This window comes from Longilinea arvoryzae (genome assembly GCF_001050235.1).
GTDB classification, from domain to species: Bacteria; Chloroflexota; Anaerolineae; order Anaerolineales; family Anaerolineaceae; genus Longilinea; species Longilinea arvoryzae.
In genome coordinates this window covers 103955-127030 of the sequence record NZ_DF967972.1, presented here as the reverse complement: position 1 = coordinate 127030, position 23076 = coordinate 103955, and the positions used below count along the sequence as shown (strand labels likewise).

Sequence of the window (23076 nt, the reverse complement as noted above, 5' to 3'; positions counted from 1 at the left end):
GGCTCGAACCGCCGGGCACGCGCGCCAGATCCCAGGGGTTGCGGGTGGGACCGTAGGCCGAATTCTCGGTGGACGAGCCCATGGCGAACTCATCCGTGTTGGTCTTGCCCAACACCACCACGCCCGCGTCCAGCAGACGCTGCACGGCGGTGGCGGTGTAGGGCGGGACGAAATTTTCGAGCACTTTCGAGCCGCAGGTGCAGCGGACGCCTTTCAGCGCCAGAATATCCTTGACAGCCAGCGGCAGGCCCAGGAGGGGCGGGGTGGGTTGCCCGGATTGGCGGGCTGCGGCGCGTTTGCGGTCGGCTTCATCTGCCATCTGCAGCGCCAACTCGGGCGTGCGGGTGATGAAGGCGTGCAGGTCCGGTTCGAGGCGCTCGATCTGATCCAGGCAGGCCTGGGTGATCTCGCGGCTCGAGAATTCGCCGCGCTCGAGTCCGGATAAGATTTCAGGGACGGAAAGGGAGGAAAGGGACATAGGGTAATAACTTCTAGTGATGGGTTCTGAGTGATGAGTTATGAGTGATGAGTGATAAGAAATGAGTTTTTATGAATGGGAAAGGATTACAGTATAACCCAGTGTTTTATTTCCTCAGAACTCATTGACACATCAACTCATCAACTCTATTCCATCACCGGCGGCACACGGAATTGATCGTCCTGGGTCTGGGGCGCATTGCGCAGGAGTTCCTCCAGCGGCAGGCTGGGGGCGGTTTCGTCCGGACGCAGTACGCTGCGCGGCGGCAGGACGCTGGCCGTGGGCGGAATGCCCTCGGTATCCAGCTCCTGCAGGCGGCGGGCGTAATCCAGAATGGCCGAGAGCTGCTGGCAGTAGCGCTCTTTTTCCTCCGCGCTCAATTCCAGGCGCGCCAGTTGGGCGATATGTTCGACTTCGGCAAGTGTCAGGGTCATGTGCGTATTATAACCACTTCACCAGTGGTTTGGGAAATACGCAAGAAAACCACAGGATCGATACCTGTGGTTTTCCGGTTGTTACGAGGCCAGTTTTTCCCATTCGGCCATCAAACCGTCCAGCGTGGCCTGCACCTCGACGGTGCGCTGGCCGAGCTCGCTGGCCTGGTTGTAGGCACGTTTCTGGCTGGCGCGTTCCAGTTCCACGTACAGTTTCTTGAGGGCCTGTTCCTGCTCGTGGATGCGCGTCTCGAGCCGTTCCAGGGCTTCGGCGCGTTTGCGCGCCTCGCGGCTGTCGACCTTGAAGAGCGGCCTGTTTACTGCCAGCACGGTTTGCTTGTTGACCGGCGAACTGGCTGACTGGCGCAGAATGAACTCGCGGTAGCCGCCCCTGAACACCTTTAGGGTGTCATCGCGCAGCTCCCAGATCTGCGTCGCCAGACGCTCAATCAGATAGCGGTCGTGCGACACCAGCAGGATGGTGCCCGTGTAATCCTCCAGGACTTCCTGCAGCGCCTCGCGGGCCGGGATATCCAGATGGTTGGTGGGTTCGTCCAGCACCAGGAAGTTAGCGCCCTGCAGCGCCAGCAACGCCAGCGCCAAGCGGGCGCGTTCACCGCCCGAGAGGTTGCTGACCTGCTTGAAGACGTCCTCGCCGCGGAAGAGATAAGCGGCCAGGTGCCGGCGGGCCGCCTCGGCGTCCATTTCCTTGCGCAGTTGCAGCTCGTCCAGCACGCTGCGCTCGGCGTTCAGCCCGTCGTGCGCCTGGGCGAAGTAACCCACCCGGACGCTGGGCCCGAGTTCGATTTCGCCTTCCAGGGGTTCGATCTCGGCCAGCATGGTCTTGATGAACGAAGTCTTGCCGCTGCCGTTGGGACCGATCAGGGCGGCGCACTCGCCGCGGTGCAACTCCAGGTCGGAAGTGCTGAACAGCCGGCGGGTCGAGTAACCGACCGTCAACCGTTTGGCGCGCATGACGATGGTGCCGGTGACGCTGGCGGCCGCCAGACGGGGTTTGATGTGAGGCGGGCGCGAGTTGGGCAATGTGATGGCGTTGACCTTGCGCACGGCTTCGATCACGTCCAGCGGGCGGTCGGCATGCAGATCGAACTCGTTCCACTGCTTGCCGTTGCGCAGCGCCAGCACGCCGAAATGATCGACGATGGCCAGCTCGCGGGTCAGGATGCGCAGGCGGCCCAGCGCGCGGGCGTGGGTGCTGTCGCGCACCCAGTTGCGCTGGATGAAATCGACTTCGTTCAGGAGGCGCTCTTTTTCTTCCTTATACACACGTTCGTAATAATCCCAGCGGTCCTGCCTTTGCAGCAGGTAGGAGGAATAGTTACCCGGGTAAAGTTCCAGACCGGTGGGAGTCATCTCCCACAGGGTGTTGACCACGTTATCAAGGAAGTAGCGGTCGTGGCTGACGATCAACACGGCGCCTTCCCACTCGCGCAGGGTTCGTTCCAGCCACTCCACGGCTTCCAGGTCGAGGTGGTTGGTGGGCTCGTCCAGCATGAGCAGGTCGGGCTTTTCGAGCAGTAATTTGGCCAGCAGGGCGCGCGTCTTCTGCCCGCCGGAAAGATGGTTGAGGGGTTCATCCCAGGTTTCCTTGCCCAGCCCCAGGCCCTGCAGCGTTTGCTGGATGGTCAGTTCGAATTCATAACCGCCGGCCTGCTCGAAGGCCGCCTGCAGTTTGCCGTACTGCTCCAGCAATTCGTCGCTGAAATCGGTGGCCATCTGCGCTTCAAGGGCGTGCAGGCGCTCCTGCTGGCCGATCAGGTCGCTGAAGGCGGTCAGCATTTCGGCGTGAACGGTATTCTCGCGCGCGGCAAAGGCCTCCACGGCCTCCTGGCGCAGGTAGCCCAGGCGCGTGCCGCGCGCCATGTGCACCTGGCCGGTGGTGGGGGTGTGGATGCCGGCCAGCAGCAGCAGCAGCGAAGTCTTGCCGATGCCATTCGGCCCGATCAGGCCGATTTTGCTGTCGCGGGCGATGTTGAGCGAGATGCCGCCGAACAAATCGAAGGCGCCGAAGGACAGGCTGAGATTTTCTGCGGTGAGGATTGACATGATGCGAAACTCCTTGCTAATTATCCATTAAAACAAACGGCCGCGGTTGAAACCGCGGCAAAATACGACAAAGTTAAAATAAAACAGCCGCGGGTCGTTGAGGCGCCGCGGCTGATTAATACTGCGTGTAACTATTCAGTCAGCAGGCGCACTCCGAGAAGGCGATGCCTTCGCCGCCTGTCCTGGCGACCAAATGGTAGACGACTGCTGATGTGTTCATGCGCTTAGTCTATCATGAGGTGCAAATTCACGTCAAGCCCGGCGAACGAAAGACTGGCCAAAAGGCTAGTGGTAGTGTGGGCTTGAGCCCACGTCCCCAGGGTTGAGCTCAGCGCTGTGGGTATGCTGCGGTCACGGGCGCAGCTTGGCGCAGCCGGGCCGATGCCGTTCGAATTCCCCGCTGACGCCCTTACGCCGTGGTTGGGTGCGGTGGGCGGAGCCCTCGAAGGGATAGAGTGGGCTTGAGCCCACGTCCCCAGGGTTGAGCTCAGCGCTGTGGGTACGCTGCGGTCACGGGCGCAGCTTGGCGCAGCCGGGCCGATGCCGTTCGAATTTCCCGCTGACGCCCTTACGCCGTGGGTGGGTGCGGTGGGCGGAGCCCTCGAAGGGATAGAGTGGGCTTGAGCCCACGTCCCCAGGGTTGAGCTCAACGCCGTAGGTATGCCGCGGTCACGGACGCAGCTTGGCGCAGCCATTCCGGCCCATGCCGTCTGTCAGGGTGGCCTAAGCCCTCGAAGAGGGTGAGTCCACGTCCCTGTCGGTTGGCGTAAGGAGCGGCTTGAGTCTACGTCCTCTGGCGGCATCCGAAAATACTGTCCAAATTGCCATTGAATCCGGCAGGATTTTCTCTTACCATGATTTCATCCTTCGATGATGAAAAAGTGAGAGATACCATGAAAGCACTTGTCGTGTACGAATCTTTTTTCGGCAACACCGAAAAGATCGCCCAGGCGATTGCGGGCGGATTGGCTGCGCACTTCGAGGTGACCGTGCTGCGCGTCGCGGATGCGCGGCCCGAGCAGTTCAAAGGGTTCGACCTTGTCGTAATCGGCTCGCCCACGCGCGGCTTTCAGCCGTCCGACGGCACCAAGGCGCTGTTGAAAACGCTGCCGGCCGGCGCCCTACAGGGCATAAAAGTGGCCGCCTTCGACACGCGCATGGACGTGAAAGAGGTCAACAACGCCTTCCTGACCTTCATGGAGCGGATCTTCGGCTACGCCGCCGAGCCGATCGGCCGGAAGCTGGCCGCGGCGGGCGGGACGTTGGCGCTCAAGCCGGAGGGATTCTTCGTGCACGGTTCCGAAGGCCCGCTGTGGGACGGGGAGATCGAGCGGGCGGAGAAGTGGGGGGAGAAGATAGCGGTTAGCGATTAGCCATTAGCTGTTAGTGATTAGCAATTGGCTGTTGGTTTATTCGAGGAGGATCATTTCTTCGCAGTACGCCGCGTACGGGCGCAGCTTTTCATAATTGCGGGCGAAGCGCAGGCGCGGGTCGATTTGCCGGATCAGGGCATTCATCGAGTTTTCGTTGTAGCGTTTGCAAATGGAGCGCGTATCCAGCCCCAGAATCTGGCAGGCTTCCAGGGTCGGGCAGAAATTCAGCGAGTGGAATACCAGCCGGTGATGATCTTTTTCGACGATGGGCGCTTCGCTGGGTGTCAGGCCGAGGCGCCGCAGAATCAGCTCATAGGCGCTCTCCAGCGGGTCGCCGTTGAGAAAATCAAGCTTATGCCGGTTCTCGGCGAACCAGGCCAGGCGGCGCTCGATCGAATCCTGGTTATAGGCCGCCAGATCCGCCTCGCTGACGTTGCGCAGGCGCTTGATCTCGCTGCGCACCAGCGGGTGGTAGAGCACCGCGCATTCCTCGGCCAGCACGTCCGGGTGCAGGGTGAGCGTTTTCCCGCCCCGGGCGAAGAGCTCTCCGACGGGCAGATCGATGCGCGTGTGCCCCTGGGCAATGGCCCGGGCGATCGAATAGCCGTATGCCACCTCGGTGATGCCTGACCAGAGGGTCGCCGCCGAACACATCGGACAGGGTTCGTGGGTCGCGACCAGGATGCAGCCGTCCAAGTGCTTGCCGTGGGTTGCGGCGGCCAGCCGGATGGCATTGGTCTCGGCGTGCGAGGTGGGGTCCTGATCGGTCTCCTCGCGGTCGTGCGCCTGAGCGATGATCTGCCCATCGCGCAGGATGACTGCGCCAAAGCCGTGATTGCCTTCACGCAGGCTGGTCCGGGCTTCGGAGATGGCGTGTCGCATTGCGGTTTGCAGCATGTCCATGCGGTCCTCGGATCCTACATCAAATAAGCGTCGAACGCTTTGGCCAGGGATAGATTTTCCAGGAATCTGGCGTGCTCGGTTGCCAGATGTTCGGGCTCATTCCAGTTGCGGAAGATCAAGGTCGCCAGGAAGACGGTGGTATTATCCAGTTTCCTGCGCTGGCGGGCATCGTAGAGGTTGGTCTGGCGAATGACGGGGATGATCTCCATCTGGTAGGAACGGATCATCATCAATAGATAGAAGCGGAAGGCGGATTTTTCGCGGCCCTCCGCCTGGTTGAGGAGCGCGATGGCGTAGTTCAGCAGGGTTTGCTCGATTTCCGTCTGCAGGAGATCGTCGTTGATCAACGAGCGGCCCGGATTGCGGACCGGGTTGAATTTATTATAAATTCCGGCGCCGCCTTCATAAAGCTCGAGGTCGAAGCCGGAGATCAGCGTGGTGGGTTCCAGCGGCGCGCCGGTGAATTCGATGAAATGGAGCAGGCGTTTGCACAGCGATTTCGGATGGCGCTCGGTCAGAACGGTCAACTGGCCGGCGACGAGCGAAATGCCGCTGAAGGGGAGGAGATGCGGGGGTCTGGTTTCGGATTTCTCGATGTGGAGCTGCAGTTCGCCGTCCGGCAGGCTGGCAGCGGTCAGCTTGAGGAGGAGTTTGTCGGCGAAGAGTCCCATGCGGCACCTGATTTCTGGTGGAGAGTAGAATGTGTGTTGTTTTCAAAATGGAATAGTATTTATAATTAAAATACCAAAAAAGCACAGTTTTACAACTGGTTTGTGCGATGTAATTGAAACCTTTTTGATATTGATTCTTACTTCAACCTGCGAGGTCGGCGCCTGAATAATTTCCGCGCTCCCAAGTTTCGATGAAATCGTTTGAAAATTTACACTTCTCGTTTTGTGCTGTGATTCTTCATGGAGATGCTTTCATGAATAGCTTAAGTTTTGGTGAACTACGTTTTTTCTGTTCGCATCTCTTTTTCAATTCATCTTAATCTTCTGATAGGTTGTTCTAAGCGGGATAGTGAGCGTATGTGTGGGGAATAGGGTGATGGTTGGCAGAGGGACAGTCCTCATCAGTGTGGTCGTAAGCGGAACGATCGCGTTGGAAATCTTGACTGTATCCAGACAAGATGATCAGAGGGATCATTGTAGAAAGAAAGATTAGGGTCAATTAATCCATCGCAGGCAACCTTTCTTGGGTTGAATTTGCATTGAGAAAATTCGACCATTAACACTGGTTACCAGGGCTTATATCCAATGGAGATCGAGCAATGAAATGGGATTGATTTCAACGCTCAATTAATGGCACATACAAGAAATTCTGATGCGTATCACTCGCCAACCTTGGTCCAACCCCAATTTCATACAAGCCACCCGAAGAAGTACCAGATGCGTGTGTGACTTCCGCATAAAGTAGCGTTTCCGGGGATACGCCAGTTAATGCAATATAGGAATATTTACGATAAATAGGATCGAAATCCGTTTCAAATAATACAGTAATCCCATCAGATCCAAAAATTCGCAGATGAGGATGCATTCCAAGCGCCAAATCTGTCACCCGCACGTAGGTGATTCCGTTTCCCAGCGTAGTGAATTGGAAAACGTCTTTATCACCTGCGAAATCGATTCTGCCAGGAATCGAAAGGTTATCAGCCGAAATTACCTCTGCTTGATTGATACTATTCGGATGGTCGTCAACTATAACGCCGCTCACAGTTACCTGTATGGTTTTTGAGACCGAATAATTCTCACCCGCAAGGATTGGTTCTGAAAGAGGAACAGGTTGTCCATCAGGACCCAGTGAAGGCTGGAACGCAGTCGATACAAATGCCGCGGTGTTTGCATTATTATCGAAATTTACTTGAATTGTATAAATTCCATCGGCTTCATAACCAAGAATGGCTGAATACAAACCATCACCTTGTAAAGCGTCCGGTGCCAATCCGTCATCTGTAAAGGTAATTGCTTCTGTGGTTCCATTCGGTAGAAGCACACTCGCCTGAACACCTGAGTTCGTCAATGGCAATTCCCTCTGGACAAACGCAAGTAAAAGAATCGGATATGGGTAGGATATATCCTCCCCCATGATCGAGGACAGTTGAGCTGTGTAGGGGGACCCATCCAATTGAGCCGCAAGGTCGCCGGATGCCGTTTCCCAAAAAATTTTTAATGCGCTTCGAGCGGTTCCAGGTAAATCAATTCTTGCATCTAAATTATTACCCGGCCAATACCCGGATAAATCTGGATAATATAGACGAATAGGGTAAGATACACGTGCTCCATCCCGGGGATCGGCAGCGACAGGACGCGCAAGTGTATCCCAGCCAGATGCGCCATACATTCTATATTGAGCAGTTTCTATATTGAAATTCTTATCAATCGAAAAATTGAGCCAATTATTATCACCATTAACTGCATTCCATTGGCTATTCATGATGGAATTCGCAACAGGATGATCAGTGGAATGTGGCCAACTATAAATCTTGTTATTCGATACATCCCCCAGATATTCATCATAAAGTGAGAAGTAGTAATGCCCCCATTCATGAGCCAATGTATACCCCCCACCTCGTTGATGGGTGTCGTCGCTCAAGTAATTATATGAGCCAAAATTATCACACATATTCACAACCAGGCCACCCGTTCCAAAACCAGATATGTTTGAGGAGGGATGGCAATTATTGATCCAATTAATATCTGCTTGACCTGAGAATGAATTTGCTGTGTGAAATGTTACGATGCCAATTTTTCGAGCACCATTCGAGGATTCATAAACACCGTTGGCAAAGTAGTTTATGATGTTTTCATATGGAACCCGCTCTTCTGGTGTTGTTGGATTCGAATAAAGCGAGATATCTACATTGATTGTAATCGTTCCTGAGTAGTTTTGATTTTCCTTATTTGCATTCAGAGTATATGCAATGGACTGTGGATAAAAGCCATAACCGGCCAGATTGGGTGTAATCGTATAGATTCCACCTGGCAAATGCCCTAACATATAATTCCCTGAACTATCTGTGACAGCCGTATGACCTGCCCCATCTGATAATTGTACATTGGGAATCGCATTGCCATTCGGATCAACTATCTTTCCACGAATGGTATATCCATCCGGTGATCCCATGCTATAGACTTTCCCATCTCCCCCCGCAGTGTAAATATTCCCCTGGTACTCCGCAAAATCATAGGAAAAGGTTACCGTCCCATAATCCTGCCAGGCGCTGCCATCATTCATATAGTAATGGCCGTTTCCGCTGCACGCCCACACATGGCCGTTGATCGTCGCCAAACGGATATTTCCGGTTATCGAGGATAGGCTTGCGCTCCACGTTGAACCATCATAAACGGGGAGGATATTGGTAACCATTGCGCCGGCGGTTCCAGCATACAGGTGCCCATCATCGACCACGAGACTCCAAACCGCGTTTTGATTGATCCCAAGCAGAGTTGTCAGGTTGGCATTCAATTCCCAGGCGTTGCCGTTCCATCGCCAGACTTTCGCGTTCACATAGCCCGATCCTGCGTATAAACTTCCCTGGAAAGAAGCAAGCGAGCGGGGCGCATCATTACCAGTGAAAGCCGCGCCAAGCATACTCCAATAGCCGTCGCCCATCCGTTGGTAGACCGCCCCATTCGAGATGCCGACGGCCGCATAAAGAGCCCCATCATGGACCGTCATAGCCTCAATCCCTGACTGATTGGAAGCACCAGGCGCGGAGAAATCTTCAGTGAATGTGGAACCATCGTAATAATAGACAGTAGCGTAATTACTGGTCCCATCCTGAATACGCGTACCGATATACAGGCGACTGTTGAATACCTGCATCGAATCGATCATGTTTACATTTTTGCCAATTGCGGCGGCAAAATTCAGGTCCGTCCAAGCGCTGCCGTCGTAAGTATATAAGTGTCCGTCCGTCTGCCCGATATGACCGCCGGCATACAGCCTGTTGTTGTAAACAGCAAGCACTTTGATCTGAGTGACCGTGGAATTATAGCTGACCAACCAGGTGGCAGCAGTAACGGCCTCGTTTGTGCTGGTCGCAAGAAAACTGAACGTGACCATCAGGATCACAACAATTTTGCGTAAATTCATGGAATACTCCTACCCGGGTGGCGGAAATTAAGAAATTCTAGCGAACATCCTGGTATTGATACTTTCACAGAGATTTTCGACGATTGGTAAATATTTGCGTATCCCCCCAATGCGTTCATTATAGACCTCGCCAATACCAGTACAATGTTAAATCGCTCCCCAATTCCGGAGAGCAATTTACAGTATTTCCAGGCAACCCGCTCTTGCAGATGGGACAGATGGAATGGAAAGAACGAAAAATAATGACCAACATACTGCGCGTGGAGGGCGAACAGATCACTTTATCTCTTTCACCAGAATCTCTACGAATCCCTCCGGATCGACCAGCGCGGCGGCATGCCCGACCTTGCTCAGTCGCACCACCTCGACCGGTCTTCCAAACAGTTTTGCGTACTTCGGAAAATCCTGCTCGCTCTGGGTGGGGTCGCCGGCGGCGCTGGCACCTCATCACTCAGAACCCATCCCTCATTCCTTCACGTTCTTCCTCACCACCGGATGATTCTCGGACCGTCTGGCAACCTCGACGAATCCCTCTGCCAGGAAGGGCTTGAGCAGTCCCATGTAACTGCTCAGGTCGTCCACCTTGCCCTCGTGATCCATCGGATAGGCTTCGACGATCTGCGCGCCGTGGGCAGCGGCGTAATCGACGGCGCCCCGCAGCAGGGCGCGCATGACGCCTTTGCGGCGCCATTTGCGGGCGATGAAGAAGCACACGATCGACCAGACCGGCTGTTCGTCCACCGGCGCCAGCACGCGCGAGCGGGCCAGCGCGGCGTAGTCGCTGCGCGGGGCGAGCGACACCCAGCCGACCGGCTGCTCTCCGGCATAGGCCAGCAGCCCGGTGACCGTGCCGCCCTGCACCAGACCGTGCATCTGCTCGCGGTTCTGATCGCCGTTTCGATCCTTCCAGGCGCCATCGCGCCGGAAGTACATGCACCAGCAGCCGCCGACCGCGCCGTGCGAGCCGAACAGGGTCGTGAAATCCTCCCAGCGCTCAGGGGTGAGGGGCTGAATGGCGTATTCCGTTGGGACCATCTTAACCTCCGCGGGATTATTCCGGCAGCAGGACGAACTCGACCGCGCCAGCTTGCAGGTCGACCAGGCAGCACGAGCGCTCCTCGCGGTGCATTCCGCCCAGCGCGCCGGGGTTGATCACGCGCGCCCGGCCGATGCGCTCGTCGCGCCGGTGGTGCGAATGGCCGCAGAAGACGTAATCGTACGCGCCCGAGCGGGCCAGCTCATCCACCGCGCCCGGCAGGTGGCCGTGGGCCGCGGCGATGGACGCGCCGTCGAGCGTGCCGGTGAAGCTCAGGCCGGCGTAGTTTTCGGGATTGTAGCGCAACAGCATATCGCGCAGCTCGCCGGAGGCGGCGTCGGCGTTGCCGAAGACGCAGATGACGCGATACTCGACCAGCCACTCGAGCGTCTCGAGCGTGGTCACATCGCCGCAGTGGATCAGGGTGCGCGCGCCGGCGCGTTCGAAGATCTCCAGGGCGGCGCGCAGGTTTTTGACGTTGTTATGGGTATCGGACAGAACGCCGATTTTGCTCATTCGCCGGCCTGCCAGGATCGCACCAGATCGAATTGGACGGGGCTCTCGGGCGAGTTGCCCTGCAGTCCACTGCGCAGCGTCCGAACCTTCTCGAGCGCGGCCGGTCCCTGCGCCAGTCCGTGCCGCGCCAGCCAGCAGCCGACCACGCTGCCGGTGCGGCCCTTTCCGCCCCAGCAGTGCACATAGACCGTGCGGCCTTCGGCCAGGGCCGCGTCCAGCGCGTTCAGAATGGCGGTCATGCCGGCGCGGGTCGGGATGGAATAATCCGGCACCGGGAAGCGCAGGAAGAGGGCATCGCGCCCGTCCATCCGCGCCTGGTAAGGAACAGTGTAATCGCGGAAGGGTTCGCCGGCGTGGTTGACCTCATCCGGAAATTGCAGGTTGAGGATGCAGGTGACCCCGGCCGCGGCCAGCGCGGCCAGGTGCTCGTCGGTGCCGGGGCAGGGCCCCGCCAGCAGCCGTCCGGGAAGAACCCAGTAGGAATTGGGAATGGATGAAGGCATAGGTAGATTATACAGAAAATGGGGGGAAGAGGTGAAGGGTGAGGAGTGAAGAGAATGCTGAATGATGAATGCTGAATGATGAATTGCTGATTTCTGATTGCTGATTGCTGATTGAAATCCAAGCGTAGGTCGGGTTGGAGGGGGTGAACGGTAACGGCCGGGATGGAACCCCTGTTCCCCCGCAAACCCGACGTTCCGGGCCGGCGGGGGAAGAAATCAAACAGGATGGGCAGGATTTACAGGATGATTGGTTGAAAGATCAAGCGGTGAAGAGGAAGAGAATGCTGAATGTGTCGCCGCGTAGGTCGGGTTGGAGGGGGTGACTGGTAACGGCCGGGATGGAACCCTTGCTCCCCCGCAAACCCGACGTTCCAAGACGGCGGGGAAAGAAATCGAACAGGATGGACAGGATTTACAGGATACCAAGATGAGCGACTCAGAGCGCGGTCGGAGACCGGCTCGATCGAGGGTAAGGATGAACGCAAAACGCCGGTCGGAGACCGGCGTGAATCAAGCGTATCGCTGACGGGCCACGGCTAACCGCCAACCGCCAACCGCCAACGGCTAACCGCTAACCGCTAATCGCTAACCGCCGATCAAGGTATTGGCTGAATTCAGCAGCGGCAGCACGCCGGCGATGGCCAGGCAGACCGAAATCAGGCTGAGGACGAGCGAGACGATCGCCAGCCAGAAGAAGAACTGGGCCACGCGGTTGATCTTGTTGATCTGCCGGTCCATGTGCTCCTGGAACGCGATGAGCGTGTCGAGGCGCTTGATCAGCGCGGGGCTGGCTGCGGAGGCGTCGAGCGGGGTGGAGGGGACGGCGGAAACCGCCGGCGTGTAGGCAGGCGCGGCCGGCGCGGCGGCATCGGCCGTGAAAGTGGACGCGCCTGTGGCGGGGGGCTCTTCGCTCCTGGCGGCTTCGTACGCAAAGGGGCTGCTGTTGCTGGGCGTGGAGGCTGGCACACCGCTGCCGGCCTGTAATTTGGCCAATCTTTGCTGCGCCTGGACATTGTTGGGGTTGATTTCAAGCACCAATTGCAACCCATCGATGACTTCGGCTTTGGTGGGCGCCAGCAGGGCGTACCACAGCAGTACTTCTTCGTTTTTCGGCTCCTGCTGAAGAATCGCCTCCAGCAGTTGGCGGGCGGCCTGGCGGTCGCCCTGGCGGGCCAGCTCACGGGCCTGACTGAATGTCGCGTTGATATCCATACAATTCCCTCGGGTTGAAAAAAGAAAAAGTCGAATGAATGATAAACGTTGTGAATGATCCCCACATAAACTAAACCTATTATAGAGAATTGCAAAAAAGAAGCCAACCGCCGGGGGATGGGGAAACCTTACGAAAGTGTAAGGATGGGAAAACAAAAGGTCCGGCCTCAGGCCGGACCTTGTCGAAGTTGATTCGTTCAATAGCGCAGCAGCGCGCCGATTTTTCCGCTTTGATCCAATTCCGCGTTGTCGTGGATCACTTCCACGTCCCCGCCGCTGCGCAGCACGGCGCTCACGGCCAGGTCGATAATATCCAATGCGGGCGCCAGGCTCGCGCCGCACTGCGGGCAGGCCGGAGCCGCTTTCGCCACCAGCGCGCCGCAGGATGGGCAGTGGTAGCCGGATGGGGCGAAACCTTTGGAAAGCACCAGGCGCTGCACGCGGCTGTTGTTCACCGCGTCCAGGGTGGCAACCAGGCCCACCACGGCGCCGCTTTGTTTGGCGGCCGAGGTGATCATGTTGTCGATCAATTGAGCTTCGCGCTGCGCCTCGGTATCGCGGCCGATTTGCAGGGCCTTGGCCAGAACTTCGGTCTGGGTGGCGGTCATGGACATGGCAAAAGCTCCCATCACCAGGCTCTGCCAGGCTTTGGGCAGGTGCGAGCGAAATGAAGCCGCGTTATCGTCCGTGCCGCCAATCAGGACGCGCCGGACGTGATTGTCCTCGAAGAACTTGACCGCGAAATCGACCGTATCCTTGATATTGCGGTCGACCAGCGCGTCCGTCGAGGTGGTTTTTCCGGCCATGCCGCCGCGCTGACCGGTTACGGTGGAGGCGCTGCCGTGCTTGACCTTGCGCACTTCTTCGCCCACCATGCCGTTCTGTTCGCGCAATTCGCCCAGGTGGAAGAAGAACAGCCGCGCGCCCTGTTTGTCGACCAGAGCAACCCCGTACCCGCCGTAATTATCGAACAAATCGACCAGAGGGCGAACGCTGGGGCGGTTGCCGACCAGAACCAGATTTTGCACCGCTAATGCGAGGGAATAGGCGCGGAAGAAACCCTGCGCGGCGCAGGAAAAGACCGCGACGCCTTTCCCGGTCCAATTGTATTCGTGTTGAAAATACTTCTCGATGGCTTCTACATCTTCCGGGAGGTTGACATCCTTGAGCATACTGCGCAGGCGCAGCCGATAGGCATCGGCGTTGCCCTCGCTGGGCTCGGTATTCAGGTACACGCTGAGAACCGGGGTGGTTGCAGAGAAATCCAGTAACTCCCGCAGGTTCGTTTCTGACAACATGGCACCCTCCTTTATTGATAGGTGATGAATAATCAACTTGCCATCCGCCCGCTTATGGGCGTTTACCGAGAATAACGGTTACCTCCTTTTGTTCACCATCTCGCAGAATCGTCAGCACAATCGAATCGCCCGGGCTCTTGCTGGTCATCAGGTAGCTCAGCAGATCGCCAAACACCTGAACCGGCTGCCCGTCCACTGCAATGATCAGGTCGCCGCCCGACAGCAGGTCGGGGATGGTGGTTTCGACGCTTCCGCCGCGGATGCCGGCCTTATCCGCCGGGCTGTCGGTTCGCACCGAGGTTACGTAAGCGCCGGAGGTCTGCGGCAGTTTCAACTCTTCCGCCAGGAAGAGCGAAAGTTCGTCCTGGCTGGTAATACCCAGGTAAGGATATTCGTACTTACCATCTTTGATGAGCACCGGCACCACCCGCGACATGATTTTGGAAGAAATGGCGAAACCGATGCCGGTGTTGACCGGTTCGCCGGTGTCGGTGGAGCTTTCAGTGCGAATGGCGCGGTTGAGACCGATCACTTCGCCGGCCAGGTTGAGCAGCGGTCCGCCGGAATTGCCCGGATTGATGGCCGCGTCCGTTTGGATGATATCGCCGGCGGTGAAATAGGCGTTGTTATCCGCTTCGCGCAGCGATTCCAGGGTGCGCCCTTTGGCCGAGACAATGCCAATGGTCATCGTGCCGCTCAGCCCGAACGGATTGCCAATCGCCACAACGGTCTGGCCGACATGAAGCTGGTCGGAATCGCCCAACGTCAGCGGGGTCAAATCGGCGGCCGGCACATCCACCTGGATGATGGCCAGGTCCGAGTCGAGATCTGTAGCCAGAATATCGCCGTGGACCTTCTGCCCGGAGGAGAAATCCACTTCCAACTCCTGAGCGCCTTCCACCACGTGATAATTGGTGACGATGTGACCTTCCTGGTCATACACAAAGCCGGAGCCCTGCCCGCTGCCGTCCTGGGTGATGATGCGGATGGAAACGACGCCCGGGCTGACCCGGTCGTACAGATCGGCCAGAATCTGGTCGCGTTCGGTCAGGCTGACCGCTTCGCCAGGGGCGGACGCCGCCGGCGTGGCCTGGGCCGGTAGGGCCTTCAGCGTGGGCGTTGGCTGCAGTGTGGTGATCGGCGAAGCTGCAAACGGGCTCAACCGGCAGGCCAGGGTTGTGGTTGCAATTAACAGAATAGCCAGTAAGATCCAGGGAATTTTGTTTTTCATCGTTGCATCCTTGGTAAGAAAATCCGACCACCGGGCTTTCACCTGAAAGGGCTTCGCGCGCAGTGAGCTTTATCCGGACGTTATTTGCTCAACTCTGACGGAGTTGTTCGAAAAGGCTTTTCTGGCGCTGCGTCAGGTTGCGCGGCAGATTCACCTTGATGCGCGCGTATAAATCTCCAAAGGTCGTGGCAGCCGTCAAATGCGGCATGCCGCGCTCGGAAAGGCGGAAGGTTTGGCCCGGCTGCGTGCCTGCGGGAATTGTGAGCAGCACCTCGCCGGACAGGGTGAGTACCTTCGCCGTTCCGCCCAGAACAGCCGTGTAGAGATCGATGGAAACATCGGTGTACAGGTCATCCTCCTTGCGCTCGAAGCGCGGATCGGAAAGCACCTCCACAACCAGATACAAATCCTGCGGACGACCGCCTTGCGGCGAGACCGCGGCGCCCTTCATACGCACCTTCGTGCCGGTGCGCGCGCCGGCCGGAATCTTCACTTCCAGGCGCCGGTCTCCGACCTGCACCGTCCGGCTCGCTCCATGATAGGCTTCCGCCAGGCTGATGCTGACGGGGACTTCGATCGCGGCAGCCCGCGGCTGCGCAGATGCGCGGCGAGTCTGGGTGCGGGTATTGACGCCGCCCATCCCGCCCATACCACCCATGCCGCCAAAAATGGCGCTGAAGAAGTCGGAGAAACCGCCCGCGCCGCCGAACAGGTCGTCCATATTAACCCGCTGGCCGCCGGTGTTCGACGGCTGGCTGAACCAGTCCTCCCAGTTGAAGTTGCCCTGCTGTCCGCCCTGCTGCCAGGTCGAATAGGAATCGCCCAACTGGTCGTAGCGTTGCCGTTTCTTGGGGTCCTTGAGGACCTCGTAGGCTTCATTAATGGATTTGAAATGCTCCTCAGCGGCTTTATTGCCGGGGTTGCGATCGGGGTGATATTTTTTTGCTAAATCACGATAGGCGCGTTTGATCTGGTCATCGTTTGCTTTTCGATCAACGCCCAGTACCTTGTAATAATCCTTATACTCCATACGATGATTGTATGCTCAGGAACGGGGCAGAGTCAAGTGCGAGGGTCAAGCTCTTATGCATTTCTAACAAAAACCGGCGCCGCATGAATTTACAACCCCTTTACATTTATCAGCCTTCCGCGGTTCCGTGCTATCATTACAAACATGACTGCCCCTCGTGACCGTATTCTCGTCGTGGAAAACGATCCGATTATCAGCGATATGATCGGCCGGCAAATTCTGCAACCCTCCGGCTATCAATATCTGGTGGTTTCAGACGCCTCCTCAGCCATCAATCGGGCCATGCAGTTTGCGCCGGATGCCATCATTGCCGAACTGAACCTGCCGGGTTTGAGCGGTAAGGACCTCCTGGTGGCGCTGACCTCGCAAGGCCTGGCCACCCCGGTCATCCTGCTGGCTCCCAAAGGGAACGAGGCGGACATCATTCAAACATTTCGGCTCGGCGCCGCCGATTACCTGACCTGGCCGGCGCGCGAGCCGGAAGTGATCAACGTCGTCGAGCGCGTGCTGAAACAGGTTCACGACCGCCACGAGCGCGAGCGTCTTTCGCGTCAATTGCACAATACCAACCAGGAATTGCAACAGCGCGTGCGCGAACTGACCGCCATTTTCTCGGTCGGCAAGGCGGTTACCTCGGTCACCGACCAATCCCAGGTTTTCGAAAAGATCCTGGAAGGGGCGACGCACGTCACTCAGGCCGAATTGGGCTGGTTCCTGCTGCGGGACGAGGCCTCCAAAAATTATCTGCTGGTGGCCGGGCGCAATCTGCCGGCTTCGCTGCCCGTGCAGATGGGGCAGCCCTGGGATGACGGCATCAGTTCGCTGGTGGCGCTTTCCGGTGAGGCGCTCGCCATTCACGGCGAACCCCTCAAACGGTTCAAAATTGCCCCACTCGGCCAATCGGCTCTGATCGTGCCGGTAAAGGTGCAAAAACAGGTCATCGGCCTGCTGGTGATGATGCGCAAGCAGCCCACGCCGTTTACCCCCAGCGACCAGCACCTGCTGGAAGCGCTGGCCGATTACGCCGCCATTTCTCTGGTCAATGCGCGCCTGTTCCGCACCGTTGAAGACCGCGCCCGGATGCAGCAAAACGCGGCCGAGGTCGCCCAGTTGGGTGAGAAGGTCAACAATTCGCTGCTTCTATCTCTGCGCCAGGAGCTGCGCGGGCCGATGGAAATCGCCCGCAGCGCGCTCGATTTTCTCGCCAAGGATATCACCATCCATTGGACGCCCGATCAGCGCCAGGCGCTTTCGGCCGTCCAGGAGCAGGTCGGATATACCAGCCGGCTGGCCGAATCTTTGCAACCATCGGAAGGGCTGCGCGGCTCGCCCGCCAACCTGACCGAAATTACCCGCCTGGCCGTCAACCGGATGCAACCCTTCGTCGGGGCCAACAACCTCAGCCTGGCAGCCGACCTGCCCAACGAGGCGTTCGACATCCAGGCCGACGGAGCGCTGCTCCTTCAGGCAGTCACCGGTTTGCTTAATTACGTGCTGCGCGTTTCCACCAACGGCAGCCAGGTGGGTCTCAAGCTCGAACGCACTCCGGAGGGCATGGCCCATCTGAGCATCCACTACAGCGGGCCCAACCTGAATACGGGAATGCTGGCGCGCATCTTCGACAAGCCTCCTGTCAATGAACCCAGCCGCTCGCGCCGCTTTTTCGCCGCGGCCATCGGCTTGCCGCTGGTGAAGGACGTTATCCTGAAATTCAACGGCAAGACCTGGGCGGAACGCAAGCCAGGTCAGACCACCCTGTTCCACATCCTGCTGCCCCTCCTTCATTAAATTACGTACAGGCGATTTTCATGACCCCTTCCCACATTCTCGTGGCTGTCACGGATCAGCAAATTAATTTCCTGCTGGAGCGGGTCTTGAAATCCGCCGGGTATCAGGTCACCCTTCAGCAAAACGCTGCCGCCATCAAGCGTTCGATCGAGCTGACCTCACCGGCGCTGGTGATTTTGGGCGAAAAGGTCGAGGATACCAGCGGGCTGGACCTGGCAGATGGATTGCTGCGCCGGTTTCCGGCGGTCCCGATCCTGCTCTTCGTCTCTCAGGAGACCCCCGGGCTGCTCAAGCGCGCGCTGCAATTGGGCCTGAGCGATACGCTGTGCCTGCCGCTGCGCAGCGAGGATATCCTCAAAGCAGTGCAATCCAGCCTTGCCAAGCAGCAGTTGCGCAAGGAATGGGTGCTGCTCGAATCTCGCCGGGCCACGGCCAACCTGCAGCAGCAGATCGGCGAAATGGAAACCCTGGCGGGACTGGCCCGTTCCATCAACGGCTCGTTGGATACCGACAGCGTCCTGCAGTCGGTGGTCGAGGCGGCCGTCAAATTGACGAACGCAGACGAAGGCAGCCTGCTTCTGTTGGACGATGTCACCGGCGAATTGTATATGCGCGCCTCGCGCAACTTCCAGGATGAGTTCGCGCGCACCTTCCGCCTGCCCATACAGGATACCCTGGCGGGGTCGGTGATCCAGTCCGGCCGGCCTTTTCTGCTGGATGAAAACACGCCCCAGAAGATCAAGACCGCCTACCTGGTGCAAAATCTGGTTTACGTTCCGTTGCGCGTGCACGACAGCGTTATCGGCGTGCTGGGCATTGACAACCGCGAGAAGAAAATCCCGTTTCGCGACCACGATGTGAAATTGCTTTCAGCGCTGGCAGAATTTGCCGCCATTGCCATTGTCAATGCCAGCCAATTCTCCAGTACGGAAGCCGAACGCAACAAACTGGGCACGATTCTCACCCGGATTCAAGACGGGGTCGTGGTTTTCGATCTCGACCAGCGTCTGGTGCTGGTCAACCAGATGGTGAACGGCGCCTTCAGGCTGGGGGATGAGAACCTGGTGGGGCGTCCCCTGCGGGAAGTCTTCAGCAATCCCGACTTGCTGGAACTGGCGGAAAGTGATGGAAAGAGCAAGACCAACCGGGTTGAAATCACGGTCGAGGACGGGCGAATCTTCAGCGCTCAAATCACGCCCATCAGCGAAGTCGGCGCCGCCATCACCATGCACGACGTCACCAACCTGAAAAAGCTGGACAGCATCAAGAGCGATTTCGTCAGCACCGTATCGCACGACCTGCGCTCGCCCCTGACGGCTATTCTGGGTTATGTGGAGCTGATCGAGCGCGCCGGCCCGGTCACCGAACTGCAGCGCGATTTCATTCACCGCGTGCAGATCAGCGTGCACAACATCACTCACCTGGTGGACGACCTGGTTGAGTTGGGCCGGATCGAATCCGGTTTCGACACGCGTAAAGAGACGGTGCTCATCCAGCAGATCATTCAACTGGTGGCCGAGAGCATGAAGAAGCAGCTTGACGATAAGGGACAGACGCTGCAGGTGCAGTTGCCCGAGTCGCTGCCGGCTGTGTTCGCCAATCCGGTGCAAATCCGGCAAATGGTCGAAAACATCCTGGATAACGCCAGAAAATATACCCACCGCGGCGGGGTGATTTCCGTCAACGGTGAAATGGACGACCAACAGATCATCCTGCAATTCACCGACAACGGCATCGGCATTCCCCAGGTGGACCTGCCCTTCATCTTCGACAAGTTCTACCGGGCCAGTAATTCGAACAATGAAATCCCTGGCACCGGCCTGGGGCTTTCGATCGTGAAATCCATCGTCGAGAATCACCAGGGACGCATCTGGGTTGAGTCCACCCTGGATGAAGGCAGCACATTTACGGTCGTGCTGCCGGTTGTGAAAAACTGAAACGATCTTTAAAAATCAAAATCGAAAAGCCATTCAGACTTTCCGAATTTGGGGTTAACGCGAGTCTCCGCCGGGGGCGGTGAGGAAAAACCCGGCGGAGACTTTCGCCAAAGGAGGAGACAGCGATGAGCATCTAGGAGGTGTCCTTTTTTATTCCGTCTCCAAGCATTATGATACCGGCATTTCAAAACGGCTTCCATTGTTGAAAGTCATCGCTTGCGGATGATCTTGCTCACTGCAGCGCCAGTACAATAACAGGCTAAAAAGGTGGTTTCTGACCCTGATCGGGCATTCTGGCATGACAAATGCAGGTCACGAAAGCACAGAAACAGGACTTATTCACCCGCTTGACGTGTCTCATCGGTTATGCTACTATGTTAAAAATTAAAATATACGCAATTCACCTGTCCGGAAAACGACAGGCTGCCTAAATTCGTTGAAGGAGATCGTCCCGATGCACAAAAAACTACTCACTCTAATTATCGTCGTAGTGTTGATGAGCGTCGCCTTGAGCGCCTGTGTTTTGCCGGCTTCCACACCAGCGGCTGCAGTCAAGGCGACCGCTACGGGCGAGTTGCCTTTCCCGCTGGTCTCGCCGAATGCCATGCTGACTGAAATCGTCAGCGGCACCCAGACGGCCGCCGCAGTTGGCCAGCCCGGCGCCGCGGCCGCCACTCCGACCCCGGCTGTGCAACCCACCCAGGCAGTTCAGCCCACCGCCACTTTCGCCGTGGTCCCGACGGCCACTCCGGGGCGTCCTTCCAGCTACGTCGTCCAGAAGGGTGAATCGCAGTACTGCCTGGCGCGCCGCTTTAACATCAGCCCGGCGGACCTGGCTGCGTTGAACGGCCTCTCGGCGAACGCCTTCCTCGATCCCGGCATGACCTTGAAGATTCCGCAGAGCGGATCGTGGGATTTCGGCGACCGCGCCTTGAAGACTCATCCGACCACTTATAAAGTCGCCTCCGGCGATACCATCTATTCCATCGCCTGCGCCTTCGGGGATGCGGATCCCAACATGATCATTCTGGCCAACGGCCTGAAGGATCCCTACACGCTGACCGCGGGGCAGACCCTTCAAATCCCGTAGCCCGACAATCCATAAGACGCCGAACCAAATGCGGGAGAGTCATTCTCCCGCGTTTGGTTTAAAGATAACCACAGAGAACACAGAGGTCTTAGAGAAGTGAAAGATAAACAGAAGAGGAAGTATCCGAAGATTAAGAAAAAGAGAAGGTGAGCCCAAAATACGGCAATGAAGTTAGAATATATTCTTGATCATTTTCCTGCCGGTTCGATTCGTCTCTTTTTTCTCTTGCTTTATTCTTCCTCTGAGGTCTCTGTGACCTCTGTGGCAATTTTCTTTTCTGGAGTAAATAATGATCTTCGAAGAACTCAAACGCGATACGGTTTATCAGGGGCGGGCCTTTGGCGTGCAGGTGGTGCACCTGCGCCTGCCCGATGATCGGGTCCGCGATTACGATCTGGTCCACCATATGCCATCGGTCACGATCGTGCCGCTGGATGAGAAGGGCCGGCTGCTGTTCGTGCGCCAGTTTCGACTGGGCGCCGGCGAGGAGTTGTTGGAGCTTCCGGCCGGGGTGATGGAAGCCGGCGAGGAACCGCTGGCCTGCGCCGAGCGCGAGGTTCGCGAAGAAACCGGCTACGCGGCCGGCAAAATGGAACTGCTGGGCGATTTCTACCTGGCGCCGGGTTACAGCGACGAGCACATGTATGTTTATCTGGCGACCGGCCTGCAGCCCGATCCGTTGAAGCAGGACGATGATGAGTTCCTGGAACTGGAAGCCATTCCGGCGGGCGAAGTGCTGGCCGGCAGGAATACCCTTCACGACAGCAAGACGCTGGCCGCGCTGCTGTTGGCGCAGCCCCGGCTGCTGGAAGCGCGCAAATAGGAGCGGATCTCATGTTCTCAGATGATCTCAGCCAGAAGGCGAGCGGTATCTGGAATCGCAACGCTGCTTTCTGGGACGATTATTTCAAGGAAGGCAATGCCTTTCACCGCTACCTGGTTTCGCCTGCGGTGGAGAAACTGCTGGAATTACAGCCCGGCGAGCAGGTGCTGGATGTGGCCTGCGGCAACGGTGCGCTGGCCCGCCGTCTGGCCGACCTGGGCGCAAAGGTGACCGCTTGCGACGTCAGTCCCGTTTTCATCGAACGCGCCCGCGCCCGCTCGGCGGATTATTCCGGACGGGTGGAATATACCGTAGCGGATGCCTCTCGCGAGGAAGCGCTGCTCAGCCTGGGGGAGGGGAAATTCGACGCCGCGACCAATACCATGGCCCTGATGGATATGGCCCAGATCGATCCGCTGTTTCGGGCGCTGGCGCGCCTGGTGCGGCCGGGCGGGCGGTTCGTGTTCGTGGTGGCGCACCCGTGTTTCAACTCGAGCGGCGCTTACAAGGCTATCGAGGAGGCCGACCGGGACGGCGAACTGGTGGTGACCAGCACCATCAAGGTCGAAAAGTACATCACGCCCTTCTCTTCACTGGGCCTGGGCATCATCGGTCAGCCTGAAGCGCAGTACTACTTCCATCGGCCGCTCAACGTGCTGTTTGGGGCCGCCTTCCGCGCCGGCTGGATGATCGACGGGATTGAGGAGCCCACTTTCCCACCCGAATTGGAGGGGCGGCGGCCTTTTTCCTGGGAAGCCTTCAAAGAAATTCCGCCGGTTCTGGCGGTGCGCTGCCGGAGGCCGCTTGCCTGACGAACCGTTGAATTACATGCGCATATCGGCGCGGCTGGGCTGCTGCGGCCAACCGACCCTCGAACAGTGGGATTGGATTGCCGCGCAGGGCTATCAGGTGGTGATCAATTTGTTCCCGACCAGCGCTCCGGACGGCATGCCGGATGCTTTCGGGCTGGCTTCCGTGCGCGGGCTGGAATATATTCACATCCCGGTGGTCTGGGAGACGCCCACGCAGGCAAATCTGCAGCAATTCTTTGCCGCGATGGAAGCCCATCGCGCACAGTCCGTCCTGGTCCACTGCCGCAGAAATTACCGGGCCTCGGCCTTCGTTTATCTGTGGCGCGTGCTGCGCTGCGGCGAGCCGGAAGAAGATGCCCGCTGGGATATGCTTTCGGTGTGGGAACCGGATGAAACCTGGCAGGCCCTGATCGATCGGGCCCTGGCGGCCGGCTAAGCACCCGAATCGGA

At 57.9% G+C, this 23076-nt stretch carries 20 protein-coding genes; 7 read left to right on the top strand and 13 right to left on the bottom strand.

What is annotated here, in order from left to right:
* The 3 genes from LARV_RS00590 to abc-f form a co-directional block, all read right to left on the bottom strand.
* The coding region (locus tag LARV_RS00590; RefSeq protein WP_269084960.1) for an amidase at window positions 1–478 on the bottom strand (478 nt) is incomplete at its 3' end.
* A 146-nt stretch (window positions 479–624) separates the two neighbouring features.
* Window positions 625–912, bottom strand: coding sequence for an Asp-tRNA(Asn)/Glu-tRNA(Gln) amidotransferase subunit GatC (gatC, locus tag LARV_RS00585; protein WP_075071814.1), 288 nt, complete (start codon window positions 910–912; stop codon window positions 625–627).
* A gap of 81 nt (window positions 913–993) precedes the next feature.
* A complete protein-coding gene (gene abc-f / locus LARV_RS00580; protein ID WP_075071813.1) occupies window positions 994–2979 on the bottom strand; it encodes a ribosomal protection-like ABC-F family protein in 1986 nt (661 codons plus the stop codon).
* A gap of 854 nt (window positions 2980–3833) precedes the next feature.
* On the opposite strand from abc-f, the gene LARV_RS00575 reads away from it, so the two are divergent.
* A complete protein-coding gene (locus LARV_RS00575) occupies window positions 3834–4352 on the top strand; it encodes a flavodoxin family protein (RefSeq protein WP_201785847.1) in 519 nt (172 codons plus the stop codon).
* Between the two features lie 36 nt (window positions 4353–4388).
* On the opposite strand, the gene LARV_RS00570 is transcribed toward LARV_RS00575, so the two are convergent.
* From LARV_RS00570 to LARV_RS00525, 10 genes are all read right to left on the bottom strand, one after another.
* Window positions 4389–5255 carry a nucleoside deaminase gene (locus LARV_RS00570; RefSeq protein WP_075071812.1) on the bottom strand — a complete coding sequence of 289 codons (867 nt, stop codon included), beginning with the start codon at window positions 5253–5255 and terminating at the stop codon, window positions 4389–4391.
* A 14-nt stretch (window positions 5256–5269) separates the two neighbouring features.
* Complete coding sequence (locus LARV_RS00565) at window positions 5270–5926, bottom strand: hypothetical protein (RefSeq protein ID WP_075071811.1); 657 nt, start codon at window positions 5924–5926, stop codon at window positions 5270–5272.
* Window positions 5927–6542: 616 nt separating this feature from the next.
* Window positions 6543–9350 (bottom strand): carboxypeptidase-like regulatory domain-containing protein, encoded by a 2808-nt coding sequence (locus LARV_RS00560; protein WP_075071810.1) that lies wholly within the window; start codon window positions 9348–9350, stop codon window positions 6543–6545.
* A 465-nt stretch (window positions 9351–9815) separates the two neighbouring features.
* Entirely contained in the window at window positions 9816–10385 is a 570-nt protein-coding gene (locus LARV_RS00555) for a GNAT family N-acetyltransferase (RefSeq protein ID WP_075071809.1), read from the bottom strand.
* 16 nt (window positions 10386–10401) lie between these two features.
* On the bottom strand, window positions 10402–10902 hold the full coding sequence (locus LARV_RS00550) for a metallophosphoesterase family protein (RefSeq protein ID WP_075071808.1): 501 nt from the start codon (window positions 10900–10902) through the stop codon (window positions 10402–10404).
* Complete coding sequence (locus tag LARV_RS00545; protein ID WP_075071807.1) at window positions 10899–11405, bottom strand: protein-tyrosine phosphatase family protein; 507 nt, start codon at window positions 11403–11405, stop codon at window positions 10899–10901. Before LARV_RS00545 ends, LARV_RS00550 begins: the two co-directional genes overlap by 4 nt.
* Before the next feature lie 585 nt (window positions 11406–11990).
* Window positions 11991–12617 (bottom strand): tetratricopeptide repeat protein, encoded by a 627-nt coding sequence (locus LARV_RS00540; protein ID WP_075071806.1) that lies wholly within the window; start codon window positions 12615–12617, stop codon window positions 11991–11993.
* Window positions 12618–12814: 197 nt separating this feature from the next.
* Window positions 12815–13915, bottom strand: a complete 1101-nt coding sequence (locus tag LARV_RS00535) for a baeRF10 domain-containing protein (protein WP_075071805.1) — start codon at window positions 13913–13915, stop codon at window positions 12815–12817.
* A 52-nt stretch (window positions 13916–13967) separates the two neighbouring features.
* Complete coding sequence (locus LARV_RS00530; protein ID WP_075071804.1) at window positions 13968–15146, bottom strand: S1C family serine protease; 1179 nt, start codon at window positions 15144–15146, stop codon at window positions 13968–13970.
* A gap of 88 nt (window positions 15147–15234) precedes the next feature.
* Window positions 15235–16176 (bottom strand): DnaJ C-terminal domain-containing protein, encoded by a 942-nt coding sequence (locus tag LARV_RS00525; protein ID WP_075071803.1) that lies wholly within the window; start codon window positions 16174–16176, stop codon window positions 15235–15237.
* 144 nt (window positions 16177–16320) lie between these two features.
* Here LARV_RS00525 and LARV_RS00520 point away from each other — a divergent pair, with 144 nt between their 5' ends.
* The 6 genes from LARV_RS00520 to LARV_RS00490 all read left to right on the top strand — a co-directional run bounded on the left by LARV_RS00520 (window position 16321) and on the right by LARV_RS00490 (window position 23062).
* A complete protein-coding gene (locus LARV_RS00520) occupies window positions 16321–17964 on the top strand; it encodes a hybrid sensor histidine kinase/response regulator (RefSeq protein WP_075071802.1) in 1644 nt (547 codons plus the stop codon).
* Between the two features lie 20 nt (window positions 17965–17984).
* Entirely contained in the window at window positions 17985–19901 is a 1917-nt protein-coding gene (locus LARV_RS00515; protein WP_075071801.1) for a hybrid sensor histidine kinase/response regulator, read from the top strand.
* A gap of 454 nt (window positions 19902–20355) precedes the next feature.
* The gene (locus LARV_RS00505) at window positions 20356–20991 is read left to right on the top strand and encodes a LysM peptidoglycan-binding domain-containing protein (RefSeq protein ID WP_083522216.1); all 636 of its coding nucleotides are present in this window, start codon (window positions 20356–20358) and stop codon (window positions 20989–20991) included.
* 289 nt (window positions 20992–21280) lie between these two features.
* A complete protein-coding gene (locus LARV_RS00500) occupies window positions 21281–21814 on the top strand; it encodes an NUDIX hydrolase (RefSeq protein WP_075071798.1) in 534 nt (177 codons plus the stop codon).
* Window positions 21815–21825: 11 nt separating this feature from the next.
* Window positions 21826–22626: a class I SAM-dependent methyltransferase gene (locus tag LARV_RS00495; RefSeq protein ID WP_075071797.1), complete on the top strand. Its 801-nt coding sequence runs from the start codon at window positions 21826–21828 to the stop codon at window positions 22624–22626.
* Window positions 22619–23062: a protein tyrosine phosphatase family protein gene (locus LARV_RS00490; RefSeq protein ID WP_083522215.1), complete on the top strand. Its 444-nt coding sequence runs from the start codon at window positions 22619–22621 to the stop codon at window positions 23060–23062. Before LARV_RS00495 ends, LARV_RS00490 begins: the two co-directional genes overlap by 8 nt.
* Window positions 23063–23076 lie beyond the last annotated feature (14 nt).